Raw genomic sequence first — 14,116 nt, 5'->3', positions numbered from 1 at the left:
CCTGGGAGGAAACATGATCGAGTCGCTGCTGGTCGCCAACCGGGGCGAGATCGCCCGCCGGATCATCCGTACCGCCAGGCGGCTCGGCGTCCGCGCGATCGCGGTGCACTCCGAGGCCGACGCCGGCCTGCCGTTCGTGGCCGAGGCCGACGAGGCGGTGTGCGTGGGCCCGGCGAACCCGGCCCAGAGCTACCGCAACGTCGAGGCCATCCTCGCCGCCGCCAAGTCGACCGGCGCGCAGGCCGTCCACCCCGGCTACGGCTTCCTGTCGGAGAACGCCGACTTCGCCCGTACGGTCGAATCGAGCGGGTTGATCTGGGTCGGGCCCGGCGCGGACGCGATCACCGCGATGGGCGACAAGATCAATGCCCGGAACCTGATGGCGGCGGCCGGGGTGCCGGTCGCGCCCGGCACCACCGACCCGGCGGCCGATCTGGACGCGGCCGTGGCCGCGGCGGCGGAGATCGGCTACCCGGTGATGGTCAAGGCCGCGGCCGGCGGCGGTGGCATGGGCATGGGCGTGGCGAAGGACGAGGCCGCGCTCCGCACGGAGTACGACAAGGTGCGCTCGTTCGCCGAGCGGATGTTCGGCGACGGCTCGGTGCTGATCGAGCGCTACTTCCCCCGGGTACGCCACGTCGAGGTGCAGATCCTCGGCCTGGCCGACGGCCGGGTGGTGGCCCTCGGCGAGCGGGAGTGCTCGGTGCAGCGGCGCAACCAGAAGCTGGTCGAGGAGTCGCCGTCGCCGGCGGTCTCGCCCGAGCTGCGGGAGCGCTTCCTGGCCGCGGCCGTGCGCGCCGGCGAGGCGGTCGGCTACCGCAACGCGGGCACGGTGGAGTGCCTGCTGGTCCCGCGTGAGCGGGATGCGCAGGGTGATGGCCCCGCCTCCGAAGAGTTCTTCTTCCTGGAGATGAACACGCGGCTCCAGGTGGAGCACCCGGTCACCGAGCTGGTCTACGGCGTCGACCTGGTCGAGGAGCAGTTGCGGGTGGCCGCCGGCCTGGCGCCGACCTTCGACCCGGACGCGCTCGCCCCGCGCGGGCACGCCATCGAGCTGCGGATCAACGCCGAGGACCCGAAGCGCTTCCTGCCCGGCCCCGGCGCGATCACCGCCTGGACCGAGCCGACCGGCGAGGGCGTCCGGGTCGACTCGGGCTACGTCGCCGGCAACACGGTCACCCCGTTCTACGACAGCCTGATGGCCAAGCTCATCGTCAGCGGCAAGGACCGCGCGGAGGCGATCGCCCGCGCCCGCGCCGCGGTGGCCGGCTTCGAGCTGACCGGCCCGAAGTGCAACCTCCCTTTCTTCGCCGAGCTGCTGGAGAACGAGGAGTTCCTCTCGGGCGACTACGACACCGGCATCGTCGGCCGGATGCGCTGACCGGAGTCGGCGCCCGTGGGCGGAATCAGTCGGCGGGGCGGACGAGGCGCTGCTCGTAGGACCAGATGACCAGGTGTATCCGGTCGCGCAGGCCGAGTTTGGCCAGGACCCGACTCACGTGGATCTTCACCGTCCCCTCGGAGAGGAACAGCCGAGCGGCGATCTCGGCGTTCGAGGATCCTCGGGCCACTTCGAGCAGCACCTCGCGTTCCCGTGGGGTGAGCACGGCCGCCGGATCCGGTCCGCCCGCAGGAGCGGGCAGGTGCGCGGTGACGTGGTCGAGCAGGCGGCGGGTGGTCGACGGCGCGATGACCGCGTCGCCGCGATGCACCGCACGGATGGCGGTCAGCATCTCGTCCGCCGGGGCGTCCTTGATCAGGAATCCGCTCGCACCGGCCCGTAGCGCCGCGAAGGCGTACTCATCGAGATCGAACGTGGTCAGGACGATGACCTTGGGCTGCGGTCCAGGAGCGGCGAGCAGTTGGCGGGTCGCTGTCACACCGTCGACGCGGGGCATCCGGACGTCCATCAGCACGACGTCTGCCGTGGTGACCGCGAGCAGTCGGAGGGCCTGCGCCCCGTCGGCCGCCTGCCCGACCACGGTCATGTCGTCTTGCGCGTCGACGACCATCGCGCCGCCCGCGCGAACGAGATCCTGGTCGTCGACGATGAACACCCGGATCGTCATGCGGCCTTCTCCACGTCGTAAGGAAGTCGGGCGGTGACCAGGAAGCCGGCACCGTCGAGTCCGGCCGACAACGATCCGCCGACCGCGGTGATCCGTTCCCGCATTCCGACGAGACCAAGGCCGGTTCCCTTGGAATCGACGCTTCGGCCGCCCCGGCCGCCCCGGTCGCGGACCGTCACGACCAGGCTGTCCCGGGTCCAGTTGAACCGGACCTCTGCCCGGGCGACCGGCCCGGCGTGCTTGACGGTGTTGGTCAGCGACTCCTGCACCGTGCGGAAGACCGCCAGTTCGGCACCCGGGCTGACGCGTCGCGCAGAGCCCTCTTCGTGGTAGCTGATCGTCAGCCCGGCGGCCCGTACCCGGTCGAGCAGTTGGAGCAGGTCCCGCAGGCCCGGCTGGGGTTCGCGGGTTTCGCGGGCCCCGTTCTCTCCGCTGCCGCCCTGGGCGGGAACGCGGCCAGGCTCCGGGGATCGGAGGATGCCGAGCAGGCCACGCGTGTCCGTCAGGGCGAGGCGACCGACGTTCTCGATGGTTGCCAGAACCTCCGCTGCCCGCTCCGGCTCGGTGCGAACGAGAAACTGTCCGCCCTTGGCCTGACTGAGGATGACGGAGAGAGAGTGCGCGATGACGTCGTGCATGTCCCGAGCGATCCGGGTCCGTTCGTCGAGGACCGCTCGGCGGGCGCGCTCTTCCTGTTCGGTCGCGGCCTGCCGGGTGCGTTCCTCGAGTAGCGCGAGGTAGGCGAGCTGGGTGCGGCGGTACAGCCCGAAGCTCCACGCCGCGACGACGGTGGCGAGCAACAGCCCGCAGACCGGGATCGGATTCGGCCGGAGCCCGGCCGCCGTCACGCTGGGGTCCGCGACGAACCGGAGGCCGGCCAGGACGGCCGCGACGGCCGCCACGGCGAGCCCCGGCGCGGCGGCACGCCGGGCCGCGTGGACACCCAGTGAGTAGACGGCGACCGGAAAGACCAGTGCGGAGGGCAGGATCAGGAAGAGCCCGCTCGCGGCGGCCTGCAGCGCGAACGCGACGCACACCACACCGTACGAGGCCAGGGGCGCCGTCCGCCGGGCCGCCAGCGCGGCATGCGCGATCAACACCCCCAATCCCAGCGGTGCGGCCCGACCGACCGGCATCGACACGAAGGCCATGTACAACGACAGCGCGGCGACCGGGGCGCCTGCGGTGATCGCCAGCAGGAGATCGGTTCGGGTGGCTTGCCTCCAGCGCGGCATGTGTCCAGCCTAGGCAGCCGACAGGCGAACGCACCGCTCGCAGCTTGGCTGGGTGCGTCGCTGGTATCCGAGCGTTGCGGCACCGAACGCGAGGCCGAGTAGCAGCCAGGACCCGTACACGAGGGCCACGATCCGCGCGGCGCCGTCGAAGCGTACGGGACCGTCGACCAGGCCAAGTGCCTGCGTGATGGTGCCGAGCCCGGCCAGTGCCCCCATGCTGAGCAGTACGCCCGTCGCGGTCCAGCCCCCTGCGAGCAGCATCCACCGCGGAAAGACCCGGCTCCACGACTGCACCAGCGCGAGGCCGAGCACCGCGGCCGCCCCGAAGAGGACCAGTTCGGCGATCGGGAATCCCTCGACCGATTCCGTACCGATCGCCGAACGGGCCACCCGGCCGCCGAGCGCCCAGTACACCTTCAGCGCGGGATACGGCAGGACCAGAAGGCAGGCGGCGTAGCCCGACCAGGAGCCCGGTGGGCGCGTCGTGCCGCGGCCACAGCCGGCGCAAGCGGCAGCGGTGGCCCGTGCGTAGGAAAGGGTGGCGGCGGCCAGCAGGGCCGTGGCCGCGAGCGCGGCAGCCCGGGCCGCGAAGCCGGCCCAGTCAACGACCGGTGGCAGGCCCGGCACACCGAGCACGGCGAGTGTGCGCAGCATGTCGAAGACGATTCCGCCGGCGGACCAGATCAGCAGGATCGTGGCGGACCAGGCGACGACCAGCACCGCTCTCCGGGGCATCCGGACCGCGCCGGGCCGCTGCATGGCCGACGCGACCGACGCACCCAGCACGGCGCTGATCGCCGAGACCCACCAGGGCGCGAACCCCTTGGTGTAGCCGTCGCCTGCCGGCAGGGCCGACTGCGTGACCGCGGTCGCCAGGGCCGCGATGCAGGCGACAACGGTGGCTGGGACCAGCCAACCGCGCTCCGTCGCGCGGGCTCTCACGGGCGCTGAACCTGTCGTACCAGTGGACATGAATTTCCCTCGATCATCGACAACAGTCGCCTTCGACAATCGCCCGCGGGCCGGGGGTGCGGCATCTGCCGGCAGGCCAGAACGGATATGCCGCGGGGCATATTGACAGGCCCTCGTGTGCGTTTCCTGCCCGGCCCGGCCCGGTCAGGGACCGGCCAGGGCCGTGGTGGGTGGGAGCCGGCTGGCGCGGATCGCCGGGTAGAGGCCCGCGAGGGTACCGACCAGCACCGTCGCGCCCAGGCCGCCGGCCATCGCCCAGGCCGGCACCACCGTGGGCCACTGCTGGCTGTACGCGTACAGCGCGGTGATCCCCACCCCGAGCAGCGTGCCGCCGATCCCACCGAGGGCGGAGAGCAGCAGCGCCTCGGCGAGGAACTGGACGCGGATCTGCCCCCGGGTGGCGCCCAGCGCCCGTCGTAGGCCCACCTCCGCCCGGCGTTGCAGGACGGAGATCACCATCGTGTTGGCGATGCCGACGCCACCGACCAGGAGCGCGACGGCGCCGAGACCGAGCAGCAGGCCGTTGAGCGCGGTGTCGGTGGCCTGCCGGGCGGCCAGCGCGTCCGAGGGGCGGGACACGGCCACCTCCTCCGGTGCCGACGGGTTGGCGGTCCGCCCCAGCACCGCGCGCACCGCCGCGACCTGGCTCTCCGTGGTGCGGACGTAGACCCGGGTCGGCCGGCCGTCGAACTGGAGGTAGGACCTCGCCGCCGGCCAGCCCACCAGTGCGGCCGAGTCCAGTTCCTCGGCCAGCGGCACGGGCGCGAGGACGCCGACCACGGTGAACCACTCGCCGCCCAGCCACACCCGGAGCCCGACCCTCGGTACGTCGAGCCGCCGCGCCGCGGTGGCACCCAGGACGACCGTCGGGTACTCGGCGGTCGCGGCGGTGAACCAGGAACCGGAGCCGACGGTCGCGCCGACCGTGTCGAGCAGTTCCGGCTGCGCGGCGAACACCGCGATGCTGCCCGTCTGGCCGGGCGGCACCCGGTCGGTGCGGTAGACGGCCCGGTCGAGGGCACCCGTCGCGCCGACCGACTCGACCGGTCCGATCCGGGCGATCATGCCCACCGACTGCTCGGGCAGGACGGCCTTCTCCCCGGCCCGGGTCTTCCCGGGCGCCACGGTGAGCAGGTTGGTGCCGAGCCGGTCCAGGGTCCGGTCCAGCTCGGCCCGGCTGGAGGTGGAGATGCCCACCACGGCCAGCATCGCGGCGATGCCGATGGCGATGCCCAGGGCGGTGAGCGCGACCCGCAGTGGGTGGGTCCGCAGCCCGACGGAGCCCACCCGCGCGATGTCGGCCGGGGAGAGTCGACCCGGCCGCAGCTTCCCGGGCCCACCCGCACCGGCGGTCGGCGGGCTGGTGCCGTGCGCCCCGGTGCCGGCGTGCCCGGTCACGCCGGCACCGCCGGTGTCCGGCCCGAATCGTGCACGACCCGACCGTCCCGCAGCACGACCCGGCGCGGCAGGTCGGCGGCGACCTGCTGGTCGTGGGTGATGACCACGACGGTGGTGCCCTGCTCGTGCAGGCCGCGCAGCAGCGCCAGCACCGATGTGCCGGAGGCGGAGTCGAGGTTGCCGGTCGGCTCGTCGGCGAGCAGCACCGCCGGTTCGCCGACCACCGCCCGGGCGACGGCCACCCGCTGCCGCTCGCCCCCGGACAGCTCGTGCGGCCGGTGGTCGAGCCGGTGGCCGAGGCCGACCCGCCGCAGCGCGGCCTCGGCGCGCCGCCGTCGCTGCCGCAGCGGTACGCCCGCGTAGAGCAACCCGTCGGCCACGTTGTCCAGCACCGGCATCCCGGCGGCCAGGTGGAACTGCTGGAACACGAACCCGATCCGGGTGCCGCGCAGCGCGGACAGTTCCCGGTCGGTGAGGGCCGAGACGTCGTGCCGGTCGATCCGCACCGAGCCGGACGACGGGCGGTCCAGCGTGCCGATCAGGTGCAGCATGGTCGACTTGCCGGAGCCGGACGGACCGACGACAGCGACCAGTTCGCCGTACCCGATGCGCAGGTCGACCTCGCGCAGCGCGGTCACCCCGCCCGGATGGGTCCGGGAGACCCCCGCCAGTTCGATGACGTACCCGCTCATCCCGGCACCCCCACCAGCAGCCCCTCGGCCAGGCCCTCGCCCTGCACCTCGACCCGCCCCTCGGCGAACAGCCCCGCCCGCACCGGCAGGATCCGGGTGCCGCCGGGCCCGGTGACCTCGACGCCGTAGCCGCCCTCGGCCAGGGCGAGCAGCGCGTCGACCGGAACGGTGAGCACCTTCTCGCGCTGTTGCGCGACGTACCGGACGTCGACCGGCGTGTCGGTCAGCCCGCCCAGCGCCCGCTGGTCGGCGACGGCGATGGTGACCTGGACGGTGGCGGCGGCGGTGCCGGGCCGCTCCGGATCGGCTGGCCCCTGACCGCCGGCCGGCGCGGTCGGCGGGGCCACCGTCCCGACCTTGCCGGCGATCGAGACGCCGGTCGGCAGGGTCACGGTGACCCTGGTGCCCTTCTTCGCCCAGGCCGCCTCGCCGGTGCCCGCGGACACCGTCACCACCCGGGTGCTGCCGGTGTACGCCAACACGGTGCCGGTCGCGCTCGCGCCGACGGGCACCAGGTGCTGGGAGACGCGGATCGCGCCGGGGGCGTAGACCACCCGTTCCCGGTCCACCGTGCCGGTGTCCGGTATCCCGAGGTCGTCCTGCCACCGTTTCACCGCGGCGGTGGTGCTCGCGGAGAAGGTGTCGTCGACGGTGAAGCCGCCGTACCCGAGGGCCGCGAGGTTGCGTTCGAACTGCCGCACGTCCGAGCCGCGCACGCCGACGGCCAGCGGCCGGTACATCGGCAGGGCGCCATACAGCAGCACCACCGGTTGCTCGTCGGCGCGCAGCAGGGCCTCGCCCCGCCGGACCGTGGCCCCCACCTCGGGTAGCCAGGTCACCGTGCCGGCCGCGAGCGAGGCTAGCGGGGTGGCCGCGCCGTAGCCGAGTTCGCCGGCCAGCGCCACGGACCGGACCAGGGTCTGTCGGGTGATCGGGGCGGTGGCGGCGGGTCCGGTGCGGGCCGGCGTCGGGGTGTCGCCGCGGCCACCGAGCCCGAGGGTCGCCGCGCCGGCCAGCGCGAGCGTCACCAACACGAGACCGGCGCCGGCTGCGGCCCGGAGCCGCCGGCGTGGCCGGCGGCGGCTCCCCTCGGTCGGGTCCATCGGGTCGCTCACCCGCGGCCGGTGGCGTTCGGGTCGGGCGTGGTCGACGGTTGGCCGTGGAGCACCGGCTCGCAGATCTGGCCGGCCCGGTACTGGGCGGCCGCCTGCTGCTCGCTGACCGCGGGGCCGCCGCCGTTGTCGTTGTCCTGCGGCCAGTAGCCGTCCGGGCCCGGGTCGGGGAAGTCCGCGACCCCGTTCTCGCGCATGCACCTGGCGTACGCACGCCGGTGCCCGACCTCCTCCGCGGTCAGCGCCGGCGGCTTCTCCTCCAGCTCGTCCGGGATCGGCACGCTGTACTTCGCGCAGGTCTTCTGGGCCTCCATCCACTTCGGGTCGCCCTTCTTCGGGACACCGGGCGCCCGCAGGTCGACCCTGCCCCGGGGATCCGGGTCCGGCACCTGGAAGCCCCGCTCGCGCAGGCAGGCGACCCACTGCCGCTGCGCCTCCACGTACTCGGCGACGACTCCGGTGGCGGCCGCCGTCGTCGACGGCTGGGTGCCCGGGCCGCCCGCGGTGGCGACCGCCGGTGGCTGGTCCTCCGCGCCGCAGGCGGCGAGCGCGACGACCAACGCGGTGGCCCCGAGGCCGACGAACCACGACCGCCGACGGCGAGATGGCACGGAACAGATCATCGTCTTTCCTGTCTTTTCGGGCGAGAGGGTGCGGGGGGTCGCCCCTCTGGGGGTGTGCGTGCTAGCGGCGGGTCGCCGGCGACCAGCGCCAGCCGTCGGTGGAGCCGTACAGGGTGCCGTCGGCGTCGTCGGGGGCGTAGAACCAGCCGTCCGGCGTACGACGGACCGGGCCGGCGGTGGTCGGCAGGCCCACGAGTTCGACCGCCTGGTACGCGCCGCCGTCCCGGGCCGCCCAGTAGCGGCGGGCGTCGGCGTTCCGGCCGTTCACGAGCTGGAACAGCACGTGGGTGCCGTCGGCGGTCACGAACGACCCTTCCGTGGCCGGCTCGTCCGGCAGGTGGGCGTCGGTGAGCCGCTGCCACCGTCCGCTGGTGCCGTCGGTGCGGTAGACGGCCCGGACGTCACCGCCGGTGGTCGCGGCGTACGTCGTCGCCGTCCCGGTCACCGCCAGCAGCGGCGCCTCGCACTTCTCCTCCGGGCAGGCCGGCGCGTCGGCGAAGACGTGGGTGGACCAGCTGCGGCCGGCGTCCGCGCTCGTCGAGACGGCGGGGCGGCCCGTCGCAGGGTCGGTGCCCGCGACCCGGAGGCGACCGGCCGACTCCTCGATGTGCAGCGCGTCCGTCCGCATCGTCAGCGGCGGCTGCTCGACCAGTGGTGCCACCCCGCGGGTCGCCGGATCCACGGCGTGCAGGGTGCACGGCGTCCCGACCTGCGGCGACCAGCAAATCGCCGTACCACCGGCCGGCACCGCCTCGGCCGTACCGGCGGACCGGGCGGCGGCCCAGGTGCGACCGCCGTCGAGGCTGGCCAGCAGGGTCCGGTCGGCGCCTGGCCGGATGCCGGGCACGGCCGCGACCAGCGTGTCGGGACCGAGCACCGCCAGCGCGCTGACCGTGATCGGCGTACCCCGGTCGCTCCAGGTCCGGCCGCCGTCCGTGGAGCCCACCAGGGCGACGGCCTGCTTCTGCTGGCACGGTCCGCCGGTGCACGTCGACAGGGACAGGTAGAGGTGGTTCCGGTCGGCGGCAGCGGCCCACTGGATCCGCCTTCCGGACGCCGGATCGGGATTCCCGGTCGCGGTGGTCCGGCCGGCGATCGGCGTCCCGTCGACCGGCCGAGGTACCGGCGCCAGCAGGTTCACGGCGGCAACGGCGACCAGGGCGAGGGTGGTGGCCCCGGCGGCGGTCGCCGCCGCGAGCCGTCGACGGTGCCGGCGGCGGCCGGCGTCGTACACCTCGTCCGCCGTCAGCCGGCTCGGCCGCGTCGGCGAGCCCGCGGCATCCTCGAAGAGTTCGCGCAGCCCGGTCATGTCCTTCCCTTCATGGCGCAGGCGAGGCTCGGAACGGCGTCGCCGAGAAGCTGGCGGAGCGTCGCGAGACCGCGCGCCGTCTGGCTCTTGACCGTGCCCTCGGAACACTTCAGCGCCGCGGCCGTCTCGGCCACGTCGAGCCCCTGGTAGAACCGGCAGATCAGGGTCACCCGCTGGCGCGGTGGCACCTGCCGCAGCGCCTGGGCGAAGGCCACCCGGCGGGCCGCCGCCTCGGCGTCGTCGGGACCGGCCACGTCGGGCGGTTCGGCGACGGTCCGCTCGCGGCGCCGCCACACCCGCCGGGTCTCCGACAGGTACGCCCGGATCAGGCAGGTGCGCACGTATGCGTCCACCGCCTGCGGGTCCCGGATCCGGTGCCAGTTCGCGGCGAGCCGGATGAAGGCGGCCTGCGCCAGATCCTCGGCCCAGTGCCAGTCGCCGCACATCAGGTATGCGGTACGCCGCACCAGCTCACGCCGGGCCGCGAAGTACTCGCTGAACCGGCGCCGCTCCTCGTCCTCGTCGCGTCGCATCCCGCTCCCTTCACCGATAGGTGCTCAGCGGGAGGCCGACCGGTTGCACGGGTGGCCGAAGTATTTCCGACGGCCGTCGGCGACGACGGTAGACCGACGATCGGGGCGGTTGCCGGCACGTGCGGTGAGCCACCTCGCGGGGGCGGTGTGCGGGTGGGACGCTGGACGGACCCACCACGCACCACGTCACAGTGAGGTGACCCCTTATGACGGAACTGCCAGGCTTCGTGTCGATCCGGGAGGTCGGGCCGCGCGACGGGCTCCAGAACGAGGAACCGATCCCGACCGACGCCAAGGTGCGGCTGCTCGACGCCCTCTCGGGCACGGGCGTGCGACGGATCGAGGCGGTCTCGTTCGTGCACCCGAAGGCGATCCCGCAGATGGCCGACGCCGACGAGGTGTGGCAGCGGGCCGCGAAGGCCGACGGGGTGCGCTACTCCGCGCTGGTGCCGAACACCCGGGGCGCGCAGCGCGCCCTCGCCGCCGGGTTCACCGAGATCGAGGTGGTGGTCTCCGCCAGCGACACGCACAACCGGCGCAACGTCAACCGCTCCACGGAGGAGTCGCTGGACGACATCGCCGAGCTGATCGACCTGCTGCACGGCGCCGGTGCCCAGGCCGAGGTGATCATCGCGACCAGCTTCGGCTGCCCGTACGAGGGGGACACCGACCCGGCCCGGGTGGCCGCCATCGTGGACCGGGTGGTCCGCGACGGCGCCGACCGTGTGGCGTTCGGCGACACCACCGGCATGGGTACGCCCCGCCGCGTCCGGGAGCTGCTGACCGCCGTACGCGACCGCAACGCCCAGGTTCCCGTGCTGCTGCACTTCCACAACACCCGGGGTACCGCGCTGGCGAACATGCTCACCGCGCTGGAACTGGGCGTGACCGAGTTCGACGCCAGCGTCGGCGGCCTCGGCGGCTGCCCGTACGCGCCGGGCGCCAGCGGCAACCTGGCCACCGAGGAGGCGGTGCACATGCTGCACGACATGGGCATCGACACCGGCATCGACCTGGCCGCCCTGATCGAGGTGGCGGAGCTGGCCGAGCGCCTGGTCGGCCGTCAGCTCCCCTCCGGCGTCCTCCGCGCCGGCCCCCGCACCCGCCTAACCCCCCAACCCGTCTAACCCCACCCCCCTCCCCGCCCTCCCTCCCCCACCCACTCCGTCGCGCGATCTTGCACTTTGTGCCCGGGCGTAAGCCACAAATGCCGCAAAAGCGGGGCCGAAAGTGCAAGATCGCGGCGCGAGGGGCCGGGGTGGGGGTTGAGGGGTGTCGGGGGCGGGTCGATGCGCTAGCCTAACGATCGTTCAGGTCGGTTCGGTCGCCCACGAGGCGGCGGGCCGTGGTGGCGGCGGTAGGGGGTCGGCGTGACGCTCGACGGTGAGGCTCTGGAGCAGCTGCGCAAGCGGGCCCGGGCCGGCGGTGCGGACAAGTACCACGCGGCGAACGCCGCCAAGGGCAAGCTCTTCGCCCGGGAGCGGGTCGCCCTCCTGGTGGACGAGGGCTCCTTCGTCGAGGACGGCCTCTACGCCAACGCGATGGCCGAGGGCCTGCCGGCCGACGGCGTGGTCACCGGCACCGCCACCATCGACGGCCGCCAGGTCTGCCTCATGGCGAACGACTCCACGGTCAAGGCCGGAAGCTGGGGCGCCCGGACCGTCGAGAAGATCATCCGGATCATCGAGCGGGCCTACTCCACCGGCGTGCCGATGGTCTACCTGGTCGACTCGGCCGGTGCCCGGATCACCGACCAGGTCGAGCTGTTCCCCGGCCGGCGCGGCGCCGGGAAGATCTTCTGGAACCAGGTCCGCGCCTCCGGCTCGATCCCGCAGGTCTGCGCGCTGTTCGGGCCGAGCGCGGCCGGCGGGGCGTACATTCCGGCGTTCTGCGACGTGGTCGCGATGGTCGACGGCAACGCCAGCATGTACCTCGGCTCCGACCGGATGGTCGAGATGGTCACCGGGGAGAAGACCACCCTGGAGGCGATGGGCGGGGCCAAGGTGCACTGCGCCGAGTCGGGCGTCGGGCACTTCCTCTGCAAGACCGAGGCCGACGCGCTCGACGTGGTGAAGCGCTACCTGTCCTACCTCCCGGCCAACTGGACGCAGGCGCCGCCGGCCGCCGAGGCCGTGCCCGCGCCGGAGAAGGCCGACCTCGCCGCGCTGGTGCCGGCGAGCGAGCGGCAGGCGTTCGACATGCGGCGGTACGTCAAGGGCCTGCTCGACGACGGCTCCTTCTTCGAGATCCAGGCGCTCTGGGCCAAGGAGCTGACCATCGGCTTCGGCCGGCTGAACGGCGAGGTCGTCGGCGTGGTCGGCAACAACTCCATGTTCAAGGGCGGCGTGCTCTTCGTCGACTCGGCCGACAAGGCGACCCGGTTCGTGCAGCTCTGCGACGCGTTCAACGTGCCGCTGCTCTTCCTCTCGGACGTGCCCGGGTTCATGGTCGGCAGCGCGGTGGAGAAGCAGGGCATCATCCGGCACGGCGCCAAGATGATCACCGCGATCTCCGAGGCCACCGTGCCGAAGATCTGCGTGGTGGTCCGCAAGGCGTACGGCGCCGGCCTCTATGCGATGGCCGGGCCCGGCTTCGAGCCGGACGCCACGATCGCGCTGCCCACCGCCAAGATCGCGGTGATGGGCGCCGAGGCGGCGGTCAACGCGGTCTACGCCAACAAGATCGCCGCGATCTCCGACGAGGCCGAGCGGGCCGCCTTCGTCGCCGCGAAGCGCGAGGAGTACGAGCGCGACATCGACGTCGTCCGGCTCGCCAGCGAGCTGGTGGTGGACGCGATCGTCGAGCCGCACGAGCTGCGCGCCGAGCTGACCCGCCGGTTCGCCGCCGCCCGCACGAAGGAGCGGCACTTCTCCCGGCGCCGGCACGGCGTCACCCCGGTCTGATCCCGCCGCCGGCCCCACCCGGCCGGCGCGGGCCCGACCCGCACCAGCGACCCGTCCCGGCGTCACGAGCGCCCGGCGGCCCGTCACACAGGAGGAATCCATGGACTTCCGGCTCACCGAGGAGCAAGAGGCGCTGCGGGAGAGCGTGCGGGAATTCGCGCGCGAGGTGGTGGCCCCGGTCATCGCGGAGCACTACGAGAAGCACACCTTCCCGTACGAGGTGATCCGGCAGATGGGCAAGATGGGCCTGTTCGGGCTGCCCTTCGGCGAGGAGCACGGCGGCATGGGCGGCGACTACTTCGCGCTCTGCCTCGCCCTGGAGGAGCTGGCCCGGGTCGACTCCAGCGTGGCGATCACCCTGGAGGCGGCGGTGTCGCTGGGCGCGATGCCGATCTACCGCTTCGGCACCGAGGAGCAGAAGGCGCAGTGGCTGCCGAAGCTGCTCAGCGGCGAGGCGCTGGCCGGCTTCGGCCTCACGGAGCCCGGCTTCGGCTCGGACGCGGGCGGCACGCAGACCCGCGCGGTGCTCGACGAGTCCACGGGCGAGTGGGTGATCAACGGCTCGAAGGCGTTCATCACCAACTCGGGCACCGACATCACCGCCCTGGTCACCGTCACCGCGGTCACCGGCATCCGTCCGGACGGCGCCAAGGAGTTGTCCACCATCATCGTCCCCTCCGGCACCCCGGGCTTCAGCGTCGCGCCGGGCTACTCCAAGGTCGGCTGGACCGCCTCGGACACCCACGAGCTGACCTTCGACGACTGCCGGGTGCCGGCGGCCAACCTGCTCGGCGAGCGTGGCCGGGGCTTCGCCCAGTTCCTGCGCATCCTCGACGAGGGCCGGATCGCCATCGCCGCCCTGGCCGTGGGCCTCGCCCAGGGCTGCGTCGACGAGTCGATCAGGTACGCGAAGGAGCGCGAGGCGTTCGGCCAGCCGATCGGCAACTACCAGGCGATCCAGTTCAAGATCGCCGACATGGAGATGAAGGCGCACACGGCCCGGCTGGCCTACTACGACGCCGCCGCCCGGATGCTCGCCGGCGAGCCGTTCAAGCGGCAGGCCGCCATCGCCAAGCTGCACGCCAGCACCGTCGCCGTCGACAACGCCCGGGAGGCGACCCAGATCCACGGCGGCTACGGCTTCATGAACGAGTACCCGGTGGCGCGCTTCTGGCGTGACTCCAAGATCCTGGAGATCGGCGAGGGTACGTCCGAGGTGCAGCGCATGATCATCGCGCGCGACCTGGGCATGTGACATCGCCGGGTCCGG

13 protein-coding genes are annotated in these 14,116 nt (G+C 73.3%); 4 read left to right on the top strand and 9 right to left on the bottom strand.

Annotation, left to right across the window (positions count from 1 at the left end; all coding sequences use genetic code 11):
* The first annotated feature begins 13 nt into the window (after window positions 1-13).
* Window positions 14-1,381, top strand: a complete 1,368-nt coding sequence (locus AB0G14_RS21755; protein WP_357700048.1) for a biotin carboxylase N-terminal domain-containing protein — start codon at window positions 14-16, stop codon at window positions 1,379-1,381.
* Window positions 1,382-1,406: 25 nt separating this feature from the next.
* Here the strand turns inward: AB0G14_RS21755 and AB0G14_RS21750 are convergent, their stop codons facing one another.
* The 9 genes from AB0G14_RS21750 to AB0G14_RS21710 all read right to left on the bottom strand — a co-directional run bounded on the left by AB0G14_RS21750 (window position 1,407) and on the right by AB0G14_RS21710 (window position 9,943).
* On the bottom strand, window positions 1,407-2,069 hold the full coding sequence (locus AB0G14_RS21750) for a response regulator transcription factor (protein WP_357700046.1): 663 nt from the start codon (window positions 2,067-2,069) through the stop codon (window positions 1,407-1,409).
* A complete protein-coding gene (locus AB0G14_RS21745) occupies window positions 2,066-3,304 on the bottom strand; it encodes a histidine kinase (RefSeq protein WP_357700044.1) in 1,239 nt (412 codons plus the stop codon). The genes AB0G14_RS21750 and AB0G14_RS21745 overlap by 4 nt, the downstream gene beginning before the upstream one ends.
* A 9-nt stretch (window positions 3,305-3,313) precedes the next feature.
* Window positions 3,314-4,246: a hypothetical protein gene (locus tag AB0G14_RS21740; RefSeq protein ID WP_357700042.1), complete on the bottom strand. Its 933-nt coding sequence runs from the start codon at window positions 4,244-4,246 to the stop codon at window positions 3,314-3,316.
* 174 nt (window positions 4,247-4,420) lie between these two features.
* A complete protein-coding gene (locus AB0G14_RS21735) occupies window positions 4,421-5,602 on the bottom strand; it encodes an FtsX-like permease family protein (RefSeq protein ID WP_357700077.1) in 1,182 nt (393 codons plus the stop codon).
* A 68-nt stretch (window positions 5,603-5,670) separates the two neighbouring features.
* Window positions 5,671-6,366, bottom strand: coding sequence for an ABC transporter ATP-binding protein (locus tag AB0G14_RS21730; protein WP_357700040.1), 696 nt, complete (start codon window positions 6,364-6,366; stop codon window positions 5,671-5,673).
* Window positions 6,363-7,481, bottom strand: a complete 1,119-nt coding sequence (locus tag AB0G14_RS21725) for a peptidoglycan-binding domain-containing protein (protein ID WP_357700038.1) — start codon at window positions 7,479-7,481, stop codon at window positions 6,363-6,365. Before AB0G14_RS21725 ends, AB0G14_RS21730 begins: the two co-directional genes overlap by 4 nt.
* Entirely contained in the window at window positions 7,478-8,089 is a 612-nt protein-coding gene (locus AB0G14_RS21720; RefSeq protein WP_357700036.1) for a hypothetical protein, read from the bottom strand. Before AB0G14_RS21720 ends, AB0G14_RS21725 begins: the two co-directional genes overlap by 4 nt.
* 73 nt (window positions 8,090-8,162) lie before the next feature.
* Window positions 8,163-9,410 (bottom strand): hypothetical protein, encoded by a 1,248-nt coding sequence (locus AB0G14_RS21715; protein WP_357700034.1) that lies wholly within the window; start codon window positions 9,408-9,410, stop codon window positions 8,163-8,165.
* Window positions 9,407-9,943, bottom strand: coding sequence for a SigE family RNA polymerase sigma factor (locus AB0G14_RS21710; RefSeq protein ID WP_357700032.1), 537 nt, complete (start codon window positions 9,941-9,943; stop codon window positions 9,407-9,409). The genes AB0G14_RS21715 and AB0G14_RS21710 overlap by 4 nt, the downstream gene beginning before the upstream one ends.
* 206 nt (window positions 9,944-10,149) lie before the next feature.
* Here AB0G14_RS21710 and AB0G14_RS21705 point away from each other — a divergent pair, with 206 nt between their 5' ends.
* The 3 genes from AB0G14_RS21705 (at window position 10,150) to AB0G14_RS21695 (ending at window position 14,101) form a co-directional block, all read left to right on the top strand.
* Entirely contained in the window at window positions 10,150-11,070 is a 921-nt protein-coding gene (locus tag AB0G14_RS21705) for a hydroxymethylglutaryl-CoA lyase (RefSeq protein WP_357700028.1), read from the top strand.
* Window positions 11,071-11,313: 243 nt separating this feature from the next.
* Window positions 11,314-12,846 carry an acyl-CoA carboxylase subunit beta gene (locus tag AB0G14_RS21700; RefSeq protein ID WP_357700026.1) on the top strand — a complete coding sequence of 511 codons (1,533 nt, stop codon included), beginning with the start codon at window positions 11,314-11,316 and terminating at the stop codon, window positions 12,844-12,846.
* A 100-nt stretch (window positions 12,847-12,946) separates the two neighbouring features.
* Complete coding sequence (locus tag AB0G14_RS21695; RefSeq protein ID WP_357700024.1) at window positions 12,947-14,101, top strand: acyl-CoA dehydrogenase family protein; 1,155 nt, start codon at window positions 12,947-12,949, stop codon at window positions 14,099-14,101.
* Window positions 14,102-14,116 lie beyond the last annotated feature (15 nt).

This window comes from Micromonospora sp. NPDC023814 (genome assembly GCF_040639595.1).
GTDB lineage: Bacteria > Actinomycetota > Actinomycetes > Mycobacteriales > Micromonosporaceae > Micromonospora.
The sequence above is the reverse complement of the archived record's forward strand: the minus strand, read 5'-3'. Positions and strand labels throughout refer to the sequence as shown.

Bases quoted from the DNA above. Each gene is read 5' to 3' on its own strand.
- AB0G14_RS21695 (WP_357700024.1), top strand. From the start codon at position 12,947: ATGGACTTCCGGCTCACCGAGGAGCAAGAGGCGCTGCGGGAGAGCGTG.
- AB0G14_RS21750 (WP_357700046.1), bottom strand. From the start codon at position 2,069: ATGACGATCCGGGTGTTCATCGTCGACGACCAGGATCTCGTTCGCGCG.
- AB0G14_RS21715 (WP_357700034.1), bottom strand. From the start codon at position 9,410: ATGACCGGGCTGCGCGAACTCTTCGAGGATGCCGCGGGCTCGCCGACG.
- AB0G14_RS21730 (WP_357700040.1), bottom strand. From the start codon at position 6,366: ATGAGCGGGTACGTCATCGAACTGGCGGGGGTCTCCCGGACCCATCCG.
- AB0G14_RS21755 (WP_357700048.1), top strand. From the start codon at position 14: ATGATCGAGTCGCTGCTGGTCGCCAACCGGGGCGAGATCGCCCGCCGG.
- AB0G14_RS21710 (WP_357700032.1), bottom strand. From the start codon at position 9,943: ATGCGACGCGACGAGGACGAGGAGCGGCGCCGGTTCAGCGAGTACTTC.
- AB0G14_RS21745 (WP_357700044.1), bottom strand. From the start codon at position 3,304: ATGCCGCGCTGGAGGCAAGCCACCCGAACCGATCTCCTGCTGGCGATC.
- AB0G14_RS21705 (WP_357700028.1), top strand. From the start codon at position 10,150: ATGACGGAACTGCCAGGCTTCGTGTCGATCCGGGAGGTCGGGCCGCGC.